Source organism: Sinomicrobium endophyticum (assembly GCF_052983315.1).
On the sequence record NZ_JBRKIS010000069.1, the window covers coordinates 115451 to 131761 of the forward strand.

General features: G+C 45.1%; 15 protein-coding genes. 12 read left to right on the forward strand and 3 right to left on the reverse strand.

What is annotated here, in order from left to right; genetic code table 11:
- The first annotated feature begins 22 nt into the window (after positions 1–22).
- The 3 genes from ACVBDU_RS23670 (at position 23) to ACVBDU_RS23680 (ending at position 2836) form a co-directional block, all read left to right on the forward strand.
- The gene (locus ACVBDU_RS23670; protein ID WP_447182143.1) at positions 23–691 is read left to right on the forward strand and encodes a superoxide dismutase; all 669 of its coding nucleotides are present in this window, start codon (positions 23–25) and stop codon (positions 689–691) included.
- Between the two features lie 493 nt (positions 692–1184).
- Entirely contained in the window at positions 1185–1358 is a 174-nt protein-coding gene (locus ACVBDU_RS23675; protein WP_447182144.1) for a hypothetical protein, read from the forward strand.
- 224 nt (positions 1359–1582) lie between these two features.
- Positions 1583–2836: a lanthionine synthetase C family protein gene (locus tag ACVBDU_RS23680; protein WP_447182145.1), complete on the forward strand. Its 1254-nt coding sequence runs from the start codon at positions 1583–1585 to the stop codon at positions 2834–2836.
- On the opposite strand, the gene ACVBDU_RS23685 is transcribed toward ACVBDU_RS23680, so the two are convergent.
- A complete protein-coding gene (locus ACVBDU_RS23685; protein WP_447182146.1) occupies positions 2833–3930 on the reverse strand; it encodes a hypothetical protein in 1098 nt (365 codons plus the stop codon). The genes ACVBDU_RS23680 and ACVBDU_RS23685 overlap by 4 nt on opposite strands.
- Before the next feature lie 405 nt (positions 3931–4335).
- Positions 4336–5037 (reverse strand): Crp/Fnr family transcriptional regulator, encoded by a 702-nt coding sequence (locus ACVBDU_RS23690; protein ID WP_447182147.1) that lies wholly within the window; start codon positions 5035–5037, stop codon positions 4336–4338.
- 104 nt (positions 5038–5141) lie between these two features.
- Here ACVBDU_RS23690 and ACVBDU_RS23695 point away from each other — a divergent pair, with 104 nt between their 5' ends.
- The 9 genes from ACVBDU_RS23695 to ACVBDU_RS23735 all read left to right on the forward strand — a co-directional run bounded on the left by ACVBDU_RS23695 (position 5142) and on the right by ACVBDU_RS23735 (position 14712).
- Entirely contained in the window at positions 5142–7523 is a 2382-nt protein-coding gene (locus tag ACVBDU_RS23695; protein WP_447182148.1) for a heavy metal translocating P-type ATPase, read from the forward strand.
- A gap of 68 nt (positions 7524–7591) precedes the next feature.
- Entirely contained in the window at positions 7592–7777 is a 186-nt protein-coding gene (gene ccoS, locus ACVBDU_RS23700) for a cbb3-type cytochrome oxidase assembly protein CcoS (protein ID WP_447182149.1), read from the forward strand.
- A gap of 2 nt (positions 7778–7779) precedes the next feature.
- Positions 7780–9981 (forward strand): cytochrome-c oxidase, cbb3-type subunit I, encoded by a 2202-nt coding sequence (gene ccoN / locus ACVBDU_RS23705; protein WP_447182150.1) that lies wholly within the window; start codon positions 7780–7782, stop codon positions 9979–9981.
- Positions 9982–9983: 2 nt separating this feature from the next.
- Positions 9984–10169: a CcoQ/FixQ family Cbb3-type cytochrome c oxidase assembly chaperone gene (locus tag ACVBDU_RS23710; protein WP_447182151.1), complete on the forward strand. Its 186-nt coding sequence runs from the start codon at positions 9984–9986 to the stop codon at positions 10167–10169.
- Positions 10166–11026 carry a cbb3-type cytochrome c oxidase N-terminal domain-containing protein gene (locus tag ACVBDU_RS23715; RefSeq protein ID WP_447182152.1) on the forward strand — a complete coding sequence of 287 codons (861 nt, stop codon included), beginning with the start codon at positions 10166–10168 and terminating at the stop codon, positions 11024–11026. Before ACVBDU_RS23710 ends, ACVBDU_RS23715 begins: the two co-directional genes overlap by 4 nt.
- Positions 11027–11150: 124 nt before the next feature.
- Positions 11151–12569, forward strand: coding sequence for a cytochrome c oxidase accessory protein CcoG (ccoG, locus tag ACVBDU_RS23720; RefSeq protein WP_447182153.1), 1419 nt, complete (start codon positions 11151–11153; stop codon positions 12567–12569).
- Positions 12570–12700: 131 nt separating this feature from the next.
- Positions 12701–13156 carry a FixH family protein gene (locus tag ACVBDU_RS23725; RefSeq protein ID WP_447182154.1) on the forward strand — a complete coding sequence of 152 codons (456 nt, stop codon included), beginning with the start codon at positions 12701–12703 and terminating at the stop codon, positions 13154–13156.
- A 38-nt stretch (positions 13157–13194) separates the two neighbouring features.
- Positions 13195–13896, forward strand: a complete 702-nt coding sequence (locus ACVBDU_RS23730) for a sulfite exporter TauE/SafE family protein (protein ID WP_447182155.1) — start codon at positions 13195–13197, stop codon at positions 13894–13896.
- 414 nt (positions 13897–14310) lie between these two features.
- Entirely contained in the window at positions 14311–14712 is a 402-nt protein-coding gene (locus tag ACVBDU_RS23735; protein ID WP_447182156.1) for a group III truncated hemoglobin, read from the forward strand.
- A 59-nt stretch (positions 14713–14771) separates the two neighbouring features.
- Here ACVBDU_RS23735 and hemN read toward each other — a convergent pair whose 3' ends face one another.
- Positions 14772–16136, reverse strand: a complete 1365-nt coding sequence (gene hemN, locus ACVBDU_RS23740; RefSeq protein ID WP_447182157.1) for an oxygen-independent coproporphyrinogen III oxidase — start codon at positions 16134–16136, stop codon at positions 14772–14774.
- Positions 16137–16311: the final 175 nt, after the last annotated feature.

Here is a 16311-nt window from a genome sequence, read left to right on the forward strand (position 1 = left end):
ACCGATAAATTTGAATAATACCATGAAAACCGTAAGCACCTTTTTGATCGCCTTGTCCGTTCTGACCTTGCAACAAGTGACTGCCCAGTTTCAGCAGGAGCCCCTGCCATATGCCTATGATGCCCTGGAACCTTTTGTAGATGCACAGACAATGGAGATTCACTATAGTAAACATCATGCGGGATATGTTGCCAAGCTGAATAAAGCGTTGCAAAATGGAGGTAAATCTCCCGCTTCACTGGAGGCAATTTTCAGTAATATTTCCGATTATGACGTGGCTGTGCGCAATAATGCGGGAGGGCACTTTAACCATACCCTGTTCTGGTCTGTACTTACCCCGCAGAAAGATACCAAACCCTCTAAAGAGCTTATGAAAGCCATAAAGAGGGATTTCGGAGGAATGGACGGGCTTAAAGAGAAATTTCTTGGCGCTGCGGCTACCCGGTTCGGGTCCGGATGGGCATGGCTCATCCTCACTTCCGAGAAGAAACTGGCAGTTACATCCAGTCCCAACCAGGATAATCCGCTTATGACAGATGCTCCGGAAAAGGGAACCCCTATTCTGGGAGTAGATGTATGGGAACATGCCTATTACCTGAAATACCAGAACAAACGTCCGGATTACCTGGAGGCCTTGTGGAATATAATTAACTGGAAAGAAGTGAGCCGAAGATACGGGGAGTCCCTGTAAAATCAATTCCACGCATCCCGGTTGTTATCGGGATGGAGTATTTCAAATCTAACCAGTGAGTAAACGGTTTTCGTCTTAAAGCCGTGAGTTAATAATTGTTTCTATAAAAATCCCTGATTTCAGGGATTTTTTTATGTCTGTTAATGATCTATATTTGATAGCCTTATATGTGAAAATAATTTAATTTAGAGTATATGACAAAATTCGGTCCGGGTGGATTTCCTCGATTTTTTACCCCATCTAAAGGGTGATCCTGATAAATATCGGGAGAGGAAAATCAGGTTCCCCTGCCTGCCGGCCAGGCTTTAGAGTTAGGATCAAACGGATTTACCGATAAACCTGCATAAAACAAATTTTGTCGTATACTAAAAAAAATATAACCTGCTATGCATTGGAAGCCTGTTGTTTCAGGAGGTTTCCATTGCCCCGGAAAAAAGGGGAAGCCGAAAACCTTTAATCGAAAGAGTAGGCATAATTTCAAAAATTTCTTACCATGAAAAAATCACTGAAAAATTTACAGCTGAAGAAAGAAGTTGTAAGCAACCTGAGCACCAAAGGAATCAAAGGAGGAGCCGTTACCGACGGACCTCTCTGTGAGGACACTTATTTTTGTCCTACCAACGGCCCCCTGAACACTTGCCCTCCTCCCGGAATGCAATGTTATTAGTAGTAGACTGCAATCGCGGGCCGTACACTCTAAACGGGTGCTACGGCCCGTGTTTTTTACTTCAGTAAATAACCGCATAAAACGGAAGCAAAGTCACCTACCTCGGGGCATCCCGATACCGGGACATTTAGTGAGTCAATTGTCTTTGCATGCCCATAGGGTAACTTGATACAGAAAAACAAGAACAACAAGCAACGTTCAACGTATAACCAGTAATTTTCCCAATGGCAGAATCACATTCCGATACCTTTACCTCTCTACCTCCCGAAGCTGTATTACGGGACAAACTGGAAGAGATTAGCATCGTCCTGGAAAAAAAGTACCGGCAAATGAAAGACATAGGTGTGCTTACCGGTATCTCCGGGATTGCTATGTTCTGTTTTTATTACTCCAGGTTTTCGGGGAAAGAATATTATGCAGGGGTGGGGAGCGAAATATTGTCCGAGGTTTTTGAGCGGATTAATAATGGCTATGATATGCATACCTACTGTTCCGGTATATCCGGTGCTTTGTGGAGTATGGAACATTTGAGAGAAGAAGGTTTTATCGATATGGAAACCGACACGGTTTTCCCCGCCCTGGATGGTTTTCTTGCAGATTGTATAGATCGGTACACGGACGATAATTTCTACGACTTTTTGCATGGCATAATGGGAATAGGTCATTATTTTCTGATCCGTTACCGGAATACGGAATCGGGAGTGTTAAAAGAGCGCTATGCCAAACTACTGAGCGAGGTTGTTCGCAGGTTGAAGGAAGCTGCCATTACAGGGAATAACAGTAACAAATGGAAGTCCTGGCTTATCCGTGAAGAGCAACTGAAAGGCTACAACCTGAGCCTGTCTCACGGTATGTCGGGTATAGTGAACTTCCTGTCCCGCCTTCTTGTTTACCCGGAGTTTTCTGAGGTTAAACCTCTGTTGAATGGCGCTGTAAATTATATTTTATCCTGGGAGGGCACAATTTCCGGAACTTCTCTTTTTCCGGTATGGATAACAGACTCCGGTGAGAAAAGCAATAGAAACCGTCTCGGATGGTGCTATGGAGATATGGGAACAGCATTATCTCTCTGGCATGCGGGAAAAGCCCTGAAAGATGACAAATTATGTGTTCGGGCGCTAAATGTACTGGAGCATTCCACATTGCGGAAAGATATGGAAGAAGCGGGAATCCGGGATGCGGGCCTGTGCCACGGTGCTTATGGTATAATGCACATGTACCGGTATATGGAGCGGCAGACGGGCCGCAAAGCATTTGCCCGGGCCGCTGGTTTCTGGCAGCAAAGGGCAGTGGAAATGGCCGTACACCCCGACGGATATGCAGGCTATATGCAATGGAGGGGAGGGGACAGACAGGGATGGCAACCGGAGGCCGGCATCCTGGAAGGCATAGCCGGTATAGGACTTGCCATTATAGCCGAACTGTCCCCCGAATATATGAAGTGGAATGAATGTATGCTGATAGGCAAATCCCTTTAATGCAGGTCTACCTGGTATGCCGAAGGCCCGTCCGGGGAACGCCAGTCTCCTGCCAGGTGAAACGAATGACCGTATTTGAGACGAAAGATGCCGGTAATGGTTTTCTGGTCTGACCCTATTTCCCGGAATTCATAAAAACCGTCCGGTTTTCTTTCGGTTTGCAGGTCTATTCTTTTTGCAGTCTTGTCGTAGTAGCAAAAAGCTCTTACCGAACCGTCGCCGTAAATTTTTTCCACAAAGATACTTACAGGCTGTTGTTGCTCTATTATACCCCGGTATAACCCGATCCGGATATCACTTTTTTTGTTTTGAAAATACCTGTCGTTTATCGAAGAGGCAGAAGAAAAAAGATGTTTGCCATACGCATTGAGGAACGGCTTTAACTGTTCCGTATCAAATTCATTTTCAAAGTCACCGAACAGGTCATAAACGTCACCGGAATGGGAATAGCAACTGTTGCGAATAACTTTGAGAGAGTTGTTGGTGAGCAATAATTTATCGTATACCAGGTCGTCTTTTTTTACGGAAGAAAGGCAATCCGCATATTTCTGATATTGCCTGGCATCGTCCCGGTTGGTTGTATCCAGGGAAGTCAGAAAACTGTTCAGCAAGTCTGCCCTTTGTTTTATAGCCAGTTGTTGCAGATCTTTTAGTCCCTTTGAAGTAAACAGGTCATTCAGGGTTATGGGTTGTCCGCTTTGTGCATCGAAATTCTGAATGATCGAAAATCGGGAACTGTGTGTACCGGAGTATTCCCCGGTAATGTCTATGGAAATATACCTGTTATTATTGGCATATACCAGATAATTAAGTGTGGTTACTCCTTGGGCGGACCTCTTTTTTGGCCATATTTTCTCAAAAGGGGAATGTTGAAATTGTCCGGGAAGTGTTTCCAGAATAGTACCGTGCAGCCAGGTGTTTATCCGTATGGCAGCATCGGTACTGTCTGTTATAAAAGGAAAACTGAAATGCTCCTTGTTTACCGGATGTATGTCTCTTAAAGGTTTTAGCGAAAAATGCTGTGCATAACCCATTGGGGACAATGCCGTAAAAATGCACATTAACAATAAGAAAGCGCGGGTAGTTTTTTTCATAATGCGGTGTGTTTCAGGTCAGGTATAAACATTGATATAAATGCGCTCCGCAAATCCATCAAATCATGGATTCCGGGCGAATTTCACGGAGGTACCAAAATACGCACATGGTACATACCGATTGTAAAAAGAATATTTTCTTTTTATCAATTTTAATAAGTAGAAAGGGGATAGCACAAATATACAATATTTTTAAAGGGATGTGAAATTTAAAAAGAGATATTACCAGGGTAAACGCATTATATAAGAGAGGAACAGTAATTGGTAATCGGTAACAGTGTTACAATTCGGAGTTGAGGGGATTTTTTTGTTACAGGTTCCAAGTTACAAGTTGCAGTTTTTGAGCAAAGCGAGGTGGCTGAGTGTCTTTAACTATGTTCGGGATGTATCGAAGCCACCGGGATTTCAGGATAAAGTGCTTTCCTGACCGTTTGAAATTTTTTCCAGCTCGGTTACATTATTGATCTGTATTTTTTTACCCCCGGTTTCGATATATCCTTCCCGCATAAGTACCGAAAGCATGCGTATAAGCGATTCCGTAGCCGTACCCACCATGCCTGCCAGTTCTTCCCGGGTAAGTTGTGCCAGAAGAAAACCGTTGTTATCCGTACCGAAGGTATTGTGAAGATATAGCAGTGTATCGGCCAGGCGTTGTCTTACCGTTTTTTGAGCCATGTTTACGGTAGAATTGTTAGCGTTTTTCAGGTCATGGCATACATCTTTCACCATTTCGGAAGAAAATTCCCTGTTACTTTCCAGGGATTTCAGGATGTCTTTTTTCGGCAACAGGCAGATTTCCATATCACTTATCGCAACAGCACCGAGATTGACCTTTTCACCGCCCAATATGCTTCGCTGCCCGAGCAGATCACCACGGGTCACCAGTTTTACGATCTGCTCCCTGCCATTGGCACTCAGTTTGGTAAGTTTACAAATACCGCTTTTTATGCAGTACACACCTTTCAGATGCTCTCCTTCTGCAAATAAAACCTGTCCTTTCCGTATATTCTCCGATGTCCGGCATACTGCCATCCGCATCAGTTCATCTTTTGTAAGTGCATTGAGGGCAGTGAACTGCCGCACTATACATTGCTCGCACCTGTCCATATCCCTACAGTTGAAATCCGAAGTAAATTTACAAAATATCAACTGATAAATGTCATGTAATTTCCGGTTATTGATCCTCATTTTTGCTGTAAAATCAATGGAATATGGAAGATACCGGAAAAACCTGTTTTCATTGCGGTGCTGCCTGTAAAGGAACGGATATAGTACATGATAACAAGAATTTTTGTTGTACCGGGTGCAGAACAGTTTACATCATTCTGGCAGGTAACGGCCTGGAGAGTTACTACAACCTGCAGGAAGCTCCCGGAATACGGCCGGGGGAAATCCATTCGAAATACGATTTTCTGGACAACAGGGATATTTCCGCGAAGCTCCTGGAGTTTCACGATGGTCCCGTACATGTTGTCAGTCTTTATATCCCCGGAATACATTGCAGTTCCTGTATATGGATATTAGAGAACCTGAAAAAACTGCATGGAGGTATAAGGGAATCGCAGGTGGATTTTCCGAAAAAAAATATCCGTATAACATATGACAGCAATACCGTTTCCCTGAAGGAAATAGTACAGCTGCTGGCTTCCATAGGATATGAACCGAATATTAACCTTCAGAACCTGGAATCCGCCCCGGGCCCCGGGAACAAGTCGTTGCTGTACAAGCTGGGGATAGCCGGTTTTGTCTTTGGCAATGTGATGCTGCTGTCTTTTCCGGAATATTTTGAAGTGGAAGAATTCTGGCTGGAACAGTACAAGCCGTTTTTTCGCTGGCTGATGTTTGCACTGTCATTGCCCGCAGTTTTTTATGTCGCGGGAGATTATTTCGTATCCTCCTATAAAAGTATCCGCTCCGGGCTGCTAAACATAGATGTTCCCATTGCCCTGGGAATTGCCGTGATGTTCTTTCGCAGCCTGGCTGATATAACCTTCGGTTACGGCCAGGGATTTTTTGACAGTCTTACCGGCCTGATCTTTTTTATGACCATAGGGCGGTACCTGCAGCAAAGGACGTACGATTTTCTTTCTTTCGAACGTGACTACAAATCCTATTTCCCGGTAGCGGTGACGAGGGTATCCGGCAAAAAGGAAGAAGCGGTACAGGTCAATGAGATCGTTAAGGGCGACCGCTTCCTGGTGCGTAATGAAGAACTCATCCCGGTAGATGGTAAACTTTTAAAAGGTAACGCCCTTATTGATTACAGCTTTGTAACAGGAGAAGCGAGCCCGGTGGAAAAACATCCGGGAGACAAATTATTTGCAGGAGGGAGACAATTGTCCGGTTTGCTGGAGATAGAAGCCGTGAATTCTGTTTCCCAAAGCTATCTTACCCGGTTGTGGTCCGACAGCGCTTTCGGAGAGAAGAAGGAAGACAGGTATAGTACCATAACCAATACGGTGAGCCGCTATTTTACCCCTATAGTGCTCGGTATAGCTTTTTTATCCCTGGGATACTGGTTGTACCGCGGCTATACGGATGTTGCGTTTAACGCATTCACCGCGGTGCTTATTATAGCCTGTCCCTGTGCGCTGGCCCTGTCCGCACCCTTTGCCCTGGGAAACCTGGTACGTATTTTCGGAAGAAAGAAATTTTATTTGAAAAATGCCTCGGTGATAGAGAGACTGGCAAAAATAGATACGATAATATTTGATAAAACCGGGACGATTACCACGGGCAATTCCGCAGCCATTACTTACGAAGGAGACACATTGGAGCCGGAGGAGAAAGATATGCTTAAAAGCACCCTGCGGAACTCTTCTCATCCGTTGAGCAGGCAGTTATACAGTATTCTGCAGAGTAACGGTATACGTATACCTGATACTTTCGTAGAACACCGGGGAGAAGGAATAGAGGCTACATATACGGAAAAGCGAATACGTATAGGTTCTGCCGGATTTACCGGAGACGAAAATTCCGATATCCCGAGAAAAACAAGTGTTCATATCCGTACGGATAACCGGTATCGCGGCAGGTTTACTTTCGGGAATACGTACAGGGAAGGAATGTTATTTTTATTTGAAAAGTTATCCCGGAAATATCGTCTTGCCATTCTGAGCGGGGATAACGAAAGCGAACGGTCCTACCTGGAGAGACTGCTTCCTCCGGGCGTACAGATGCTTTTTAACCGCAAACCGAAAGATAAGCTTAACTACGTTCGGCAGTGCAGGAACAGGGGTGCCCGGGTAATGATGGTAGGCGACGGTCTCAACGATGCCGGTGCCTTACAGCAAAGCGATGTGGGAGTGGTAATCGCAGAAAATGCCAATGCCTTTTCCCCTGCGTGCGATGCCATACTCGATGCTTCCCGCTTTCGGGACATTCCGCAGTTCATAGATATTTCCAGGAAAGGGATACAAGTACTTAAAATCAGTTTCGTACTCTCTTTTCTCTACAATATAGCCGGACTGGCCTTTGCGGTTTCCGGACAACTGGCTCCGGTAATAGCGGCTATCCTCATGCCCCTGAGCTCTGTGACCATAGTGGTTTTTGTAACCGTACTCACCAATTTTATCAGTAGAGATTTAAAATAACGTAATATGACTTTTATCATATTTTGCCCGCTTACGGGAAAGTAATTTTGACGGCAAAAGAAACCGGAATGAGTGTCATATATATTCTTATAACAGTGAGTATCGTGGTAGCGGTTGTTTTCCTTGCGGCTTTTATAGCTGCCGTAAGAAACGGTCAGTATCAGGATAACTATACCCCGTCGGTACGTATGCTTTTCGAGGACGAACTGGTAAAAGAAGAAGAGTCTCATAAAACAGATAATAAACAATCATAAATATGGAAATAGAGCAATTTTACTACGATAACAAAATTGTACGGAAGTTTTTACTGGCCACTATGTTCTGGGGAATTATCGGGATGGCGGTGGGACTGCTACTTGCATTTTTATTTATATTCCCCGGTCTCACCGAGGGTATTTCCTGGCTTAGTTTCGGGCGTTTAAGGCCATTACACACCAATGCGGTTATCTTTGCATTTGTCGGGAATGCTATTTTTGCAGGTGTGTATTATTCTCTCCAGCGGTTGCTAAAGGCCCGGATGTACAGTGATTTTCTGAGTAAATTCAATTTCTGGGGATGGCAGCTTATTATTGTTGCCGCCGCCATTACCCTGCCGCTGGGGTACACCACTTCCAAGGAATATGCCGAACTGGAATGGCCTATCGATATTGCCATAGCCCTGGTGTGGGTAGCTTTTGGGGTAAACATGATAGGTACTGTTCTCAAACGGAGACAGAGACACCTGTATGTTGCCGTATGGTTTTACCTGGCAACCTTTGTTACCGTAGCTGTACTGCACATATTCAACAGCCTGGAAATTCCGGTTAGCGCACTGAAGAGTTACTCTGTTTATGCAGGGGTCCAGGATGCCCTGGTACAATGGTGGTACGGACACAATGCGGTTGCATTTTTTCTTACAACGCCTTTTCTGGGGTTGATGTACTATTTTGTGCCCAAAGCGGCAAACAGGCCCATATATTCGTATAAACTTTCCATAGTTCACTTCTGGTCACTGATATTTATCTATATCTGGGCAGGGCCGCACCATTTGTTGTATTCCGCTTTGCCGGACTGGGCGCAAAACCTGGGCGTGGCATTTTCCATTATGCTTATAGCTCCTTCCTGGGGAGGTATGATAAACGGATTACTTACCCTGCGCGGGGCATGGGATAAAGTACGTACGGATCCCGTACTGAAATTTATGGTGGTTGCCATTACCGGCTACGGTATGGCCACCTTTGAGGGGCCTATGCTTTCTCTGAAAAACGTCAATGCCATAGCGCATTTTACCGACTGGGTTATTGCTCACGTACACGTAGGAGCCCTGGCATGGAACGGATTTCTGACTTTCGGTATGATCTACTGGCTGGTGCCGAGAATGTTCAGAACGAAACTGTATTCCAATACACTGGCAAACTTCCATTTCTGGATAGGTACGCTGGGGATTGTACTCTACACCCTGCCTATGTATGTGGCCGGTTTTGTCCAGGCTTCCATGTGGAAACAGTTTAATCCGGACGGAACACTGATCTACGGCAACTTCCTGGAAACCGTTACACAGATCATACCTATGTACTGGATGCGTGCCATAGGAGGCTCCCTTTATATTCTGGGTGCTTTGGTTGGAGTGTATAATGTTTTGGTAACTATGCGGAAAGGGAATAGAGTAAATGACGAACTGGCAGAGGCTCCTGCACTGCAACGTGTATCCAAAGGTAAGGTTCGCGGAGAAGGTTTTCATACCTGGCTGGAGCGTCGCCCCGTACAGCTTACCATACTGGCTACCATAGCAATTCTCATAGGCGGTATTGTGGAAATTGTACCTACACTCATGGTAAAATCCAACATACCTACCATAAGCAGCGTAAAACCGTATACCCCACTGGAACTGGAAGGAAGAGACATATACATCCGGGAAGGCTGTGTGGGCTGTCATTCGCAAATGATACGGCCGTTTCGCAGCGAAGTGGAGCGTTATGGCGAGTATTCCAGGTTGGGAGAATACGTGTATGACCACCCGTTCCTCTGGGGAAGTAAACGTACGGGGCCGGACCTGTTTCGCGTGGGTGGAAAATATTCGGATAACTGGCACTTTAACCATATGTGGGACCCGCAAAGTACATCTTCCGGCTCTATTATGCCCAGCTATAAATGGTTGGTAAGAGATAAACACGACCGGAGCAATACGGAAAGAAAAATGAAGGCCATGGTGGCTCTGGGAGTGCCCTATACGGATGAAGACATAGCACGGGCACAGGAAAATATGAAAACACAGGCGGATGCCATTGAAAAAAACCTGCATAACGATCCGGACTTTGTAACATCCTATGAAGAAGACAGGCAGATGGCAAGGGAACGCGGTGAAGAGTTTACGGAGATGAAAGACCGGGAGATCGTTGCCCTGATCGCCTATCTCCAAAGATTGGGAACCGATATTAAAATAAAAGAAGGTAACAATATCACCGATAAAAAACCATAATCATGCTCAAATTCGTCAAAGATCACCTGGCAAGCATAGATGGTGTTGCGATATATCCCATCATTTCCCTGTGCATTTTCTTCCTGTTCTTCCTGGCCTTGTTCTGGTGGGTATTTACCGCGAAGAAAGATTATATAGAATCCGTAAAACAGATTCCCCTGGAATCACAAGAAAACGAAGAATTATGAGGTCATTTTCATCTTATCTCCGAATTATTGTCATAGTAGCCCTTGTTTTCGGCGCTGCGGAATACTTTATCGATTCCGGGGACAAGCCTGCTTTTATAGAACATCCCGAGGTTCTTTTATTCCTGTTGGTCTTTACCATTATTCTTATCGCCATAGAGGCTGTGCTGGCCGCATTGCGACGACTTACGGAAATAATGATGACGGAAGAACAACGGCAGGCTGAGGAGACCGGGGAAGTATGGTACCGGGTATGGCTCCGAAAACTCACCAGGTCGAAACCGGTGGAGCAGGAAGGAGAAATTCTTCTGGACCATAATTACGACGGCATCCGGGAGCTGGACAATTCCCTGCCGCCCTGGTGGATATACGGTTTTTATCTTACCATAGTGTTTGCCGTGGTCTACATGGTCCGTTTTGAAATATTCGGAGGGCCCGGCCAGGAGGAAGAATACCGTGCAGAAGTGGCCAGGGCAGAGGAAGCTATAGCTAAATACAGGGAAACCGCAAAAGACCTGGTAGATGCCAATACGGTAACCCTGCTGACGGAGACGGGAGACCTGGAAGCCGGTAAAAACATATTCCAGACCAATTGTGTAGCCTGTCATATGGCTGATGGCGGCGGGGGCATAGGCCCCAACCTTGCCGATCGGTACTGGATATTGGGAGGGGGGATTAAAAATGTGTTTCACACCGTTTCCGAAGGAGGGCGTTCCGGTAAAGGGATGATAGCCTGGAAGCAGTCCCTGAGACCCAGGGAAATACAACAGGTAGCCAGTTACGTACTGTCTTTGCAGGGAACAACTCCTGCAAACCCCAAGGAACCGGAGGGAGATATCTGGGAAGAAAAAGTAGAGTAATATAATATACGGGCTGCCCGGGGTTTTGTTAGTTAAGGCGTAGTACAGGTTACGCCGTCAGTTATCCCGAATTGCTATTTCTTAATTTAGGGCAGCCTGTTTTTATAAAAGGTAAAAGAATGCCATGACACAAGAGAACGAAAATTTCCGGGATTCCATAAGTACGGTAAATGCCGAAGGAGAAAGGGCCTGGGTTTTTCCGAAAAAACCTTCTGGTATCTATTATACCCGCAGGACCGTGGTGAGTTATGTCTTGCTTATATTCCTTTTCGCGGCACCTTTTGTAAAGGTAAACGGCAACCAGTTCTTACTGTTCAACATACTGGAAAGGCGGTTTCATATTTTCGGTTTCCCATTCTGGCCACAGGACTTCTATCTCTTTGTGCTTTCCATGATCATCGGAGTTGTTTTCCTGGCGCTTTTTACCGTGGCTTTCGGGAGGATATTCTGTGGGTGGATATGTCCGCAGACCATTTTTATGGAAATGGTTTTCCGAAAGATCGAATACTGGATCGAAGGAGATCGCGGTGCACAGATGCGATTACATAAGCAGGTCTGGAACGGGGAAAAGATACGGAAGCGACTTTTGAAGTGGAGCGTATTCCTGTTTGTTTCTTTTCTCATAGCCAATGTTTTTCTCGCTTACCTCATAGGAGGAGATGTATTACTGGCATATGTCAAAGAAGGTCCCGCTTCTCACCCGGGAACATTTGTACCTCTTCTCATCTTTACCGGGGTGTTTTATTTCGTATTTGCCTGGTTTCGGGAGCAGGTGTGTATCATAGCCTGCCCGTATGGAAGATTACAGGGCGCCCTGCTCGATGAAAAATCGGTAGTGGTGGCATATGACCATAAAAGGGGAGAAGGAGAGAACGGTAGAAAGAAATTCCGTAAAAATGAAGACAGGCAGGCACTGGGTAATGGAGATTGCATTGATTGCCTGCAATGCGTACAGGTATGTCCTACGGGAATAGATATCCGTAACGGCACCCAACTGGAATGTGTGAACTGCACCGCCTGTATAGATGCCTGTGATCATATTATGGAAAGAGTAGGCTTCTCCAAAGGGCTGATACGGTATACGAATGAGGAAAATATCCGAACCAAAACACCTTTTCGGTTTACGTTGCGCATGAAAGGATATGCAGCCGTATTATTTATACTGGTCGGGATACTCACAGGAATGTTGCTTATGCGAAGTGAAGTGGAAGCTACACTGCTCCGCCTTCCCGGGCAGTTGTATCAGCGGGAAGAAGGAAATATTATCAGCAATGTATATACCTATAAAGCCATGAACAAAACAACCGGTACGCTGGACAGCGTAAGTTTCAGATTGCTTTCTGACAAGGGGGAGGTAAAACAGGTATCCGGCAGGTATTTTACAATCCCTGAGCAGGGGTTTGCGGAAGGTACCCTGTTTATTAGAATTCCTCTATCCCGCCTGGATGGAGAAAAGACAAAATTAAAACTTGGACTTTTCCGTAACGGGAAACAAATAGAAACGACTAAAGTTAGTTTTCAGGGACCTGCACATTATAGATAACATACAGTAAACAGGAAGTATAGTAGTAGTTTTATTATCAGGTTGAAGGGTAAAACCGATTTTTCCGGCAACTTATTGAAAAACGAATCAGAAAGTCTCTTAAATAACCGGCACCATAAAAACACAAAGCCATGAAAAGAATAAAAATAAACTGGGGAACGGCTATAGTTCTTGCTTTTATCGGATTTATAACCTTCATTATGTCGTTCGTAATACGGATGAATACACAGAAGAAATACGATCACCAACTGGTGACCGATGCGTATTATGCAAGGGAATTGTCTTTCCAGAAGGAGATGGACAGGGAACAACAGACATATGATAAGGGGATGGAGCCTCGGGTGGAGCAAAAGGAAGCAGGGATATATATTTACTTTCCGGAACTGGCAGATACCCGAAAAATCAGCGGGAAGATATCTTTCTACAGGCCCTCCGACCGGGCGGAAGATTTTGAAATGCCCATTACATTTACTGAAACTTTTTTACTTATTCCGTCCGGAAAGTTACTTCCCGGCAGATGGAACCTGGAAATAGACTGGCAGTATGGCGATGACCGGTTTCTCACTCATAAGAAAATCACGTACTGATCTGTTTTAAAAGACGTAATAACACAAACACGGATAAAATGCTTATATCTGCAATAATATTGGGTATAGCCGGGGGATTTCACTGCGTTGGTATGTGTGGCCCCATTGCATTGATGTTGCCGGTAGACCGGGATAACGTTAAGAAAAAAACCTTGCAGTTGGCAAGCTATCACCTGGGGCGGATTTTTACATACACGGCTATCGGGTTGTTATTCGGAATTCTCGGACTGGGTTTCCGCCTGTTCGGGATACAGCAGCAATTGTCCGTGGTTATCGGTGTTGCAATGATTGTCCTTGTGCTGTTGCCAGGACTTAGGATGCCGTCCGGTATATTGCCTGCATGGTATTTCCGGGGGATTGCCATAGCGAAGAACCGTCTGGGAGCCGCTATGAAGAAAAAATCCGCCGGAACATTCCTTGCGGCCGGTCTTTTAAACGGGTTATTACCCTGCGGAATGGTATATATGGCTGTCCTGGCGGCAATGACGGCGGATGAGGTGTGGAAGAGTGGTTTGTTTATGACCTTTTTCGGAATGGGAACCATACCCCTGATGACAGTATTCATATATCTCGGCAATGTACTCAAACAAAAGGCACGGCAGAAACTGCAGAAGCTGATTCCTGTCTTTGTCGTATGTATGGGGTGTATTTTTATCCTGAGAGGACTTGGTCTGAATATTCCGTATATATCTCCCGGACCTGTAGTTAATGAAGCCACATATAATATACAATGTCATTGATTTAGGCAGGGTAAACGCATTATATAAGAGAGGAACAGTAATTAGTAATCCGTGAGCGGTATCGGTGTTACGGTTCGGGATTGAGGAGTCCCGATATATCGGGATGGAGTTGGAGGGGGTTTTTTGTTGCAAGTTTCAGGTTCCAGGTTTCAGGTTCCGGATCTCCAAACCTGTAACCCGGTAGCTTCGATACACCCTTCGCTGCGCTTGGGCACTCAGCCACCTGTGGAACCTGTAACCATTAAACGTCGCATTTAATGCGTTTGTCCTGTTGATTTAGAGGGAGAAATGCATTTGCCTTATTTTTGTCATTAGTTTTATACATTTTTAGTTGCGAATACACAGATATAGTGAATTATTCGCGTATCCGTAGCAAAACCGATTTTCAGTCCGATCCATAACAATCGCAGATAGATGAAAGATATTCAGAACAGAAAAGATATTTCCAGTCTCGTTTCTTCCTTTTATGAAGAAGTCCGGGAAAATGAGGAAATAGGCCCGTTTTTTAACCGGGTGATCACCGATTGGGAAGAACATATGGAAAAGCTTACGGACTTCTGGGAATCCAATCTTTTTCACAAGGCAGTTTACAAAGGAAATCCCAGGATAGCCCATATTCATATGGATACTGCCACAGATCATACCGTGGAAATAAAACACTTCGGGGAGTGGATGCGATTATGGATTGAAACCATAGACCGGATGTTTCGGGGTGAACTTGCCGAACGGGCCAAGAACAACGCCAGGAAAATGTCTACACATTTATACCTGGGGATCTATATGAACAGAAAACCCGGTATTGCCGGGAACCCTTAAAAGGAATTCCCGGCTGAAAAAACAAAATAACCGCAAAAAATATTTTAAGTGCGTTCGAATTAAACCGTGGAACTGAATAACCTGGTTTCCGGTTTTTTTCGTTGTAATCTTAAATCAAAAGCCATACAGATATTGCGTACGAAAGGTTTTCCTGCCGGGGTGATCCTTATTTCGCTATCACGGATTTCCACAAGACCGTCCTGTTCGGTTTCTTTCAGCTTATGAAGAACCTCGGGGATACCTGTAAACTGCATAGCCGGGTTTTCCCAGGAAGTATAAAAGCCACACATGAGATTGAGTATATGCCGGCGGATGATAAGGTCTTCATTGTTCAGAATATGGCCTTTACGGATAGGAAGTATATTATTGTTGACGAGATCGCTGTATTCTTCTATACTTTTTACATTCTGGGCAAAACCGAACCAGCTGTCGCTTATGGCGGAAACCCCGAGCCCTATGAGCAGGTGAGTGTCCGAAGTTGTATATCCCATAAAGTTCCGGTGGAGTGTGCCGTTTTCCGCAGCCTGGAAAAGCGGATCGGAAGCCAGGGCAAAATGATCCATCCCTATTTCGGTATACCCGGCTTTGTGCAACAATTTTTTCCCGGTTTCATACAAAAGCCGTTTTTCTTTTCCCGAAGGAAGGTCTTTCTCCCGGAACCCCCGTTGTCCGTTACCGTTTATCCAGGGCACATGAGCGTAACTGTACAGTGCTATCCTGTCCGGTTTCAGGGTTATGGTAAGTGCCATGGTTTTTTCCACATCTTCGGGAGTCTGAAAAGGCAACCCGAAGACAATGTCGTGAGATACCGAGGTAAAACCTGTTTCCCTGGCTATCTCGGTCGTTTTCAGCACATTTTCAAAAGGTTGTACCCGGTGAATAGCCTGTTGTACATGGGGGGCATAGTCCTGTATACCAAAACTCACCCTGCGGAAACCGAGTTTATACAGAGTTTGTAAATGTGCTTCCGTAGTATTATTGGGATGCCCTTCGAATCCGAATTCATAATTGCAGGCTCTTTCCGCATATCTGAAAATTCCGTCTATCAGCGTTTTGAGATGTTCCGGCGCGAAAAAAGTAGGAGTACCTCCCCCAAGGTGAATTTCCTTTATCCTGGGCACATGGTTAAGTGTTTCCACATACAATTTCCATTCTTTCAGGACGGCTTCTATATAGGGAATTTCCACTTCATGCCTTTTGGTAATACGTTTGTGGCACGCGCAGAAGGTACAGAGACTTTCACAGAAAGGCAGGTGAATGTAGAGACTTATTTCCCGGGAAGAATCTCGCCCGGAAAAGGCGCTTCTCACCGAAGATATCCAGTTCCGGGAAGAAAAACTGTCCGGGTCCCAGTAAGGTACGGTAGGGTAACTGGTGTACCTGGGGCCTGCTACATCGTATTTTCGGATCAGGGAATCCTTCATGCTTACTTGTTTTGAAGGCAAAGCTACAATGTGGAATGTTTCCGGAAGATGATATTTGTCATGTGCCGTTGGGAATTATATAATTAGGGCCTGTTAACACTACACACTCAAAGCGGCTTTTTGGCCTATTTTCTGCCTCTCTTCGTTATTTTTTCCTTATTTGGCGCTACCAAAC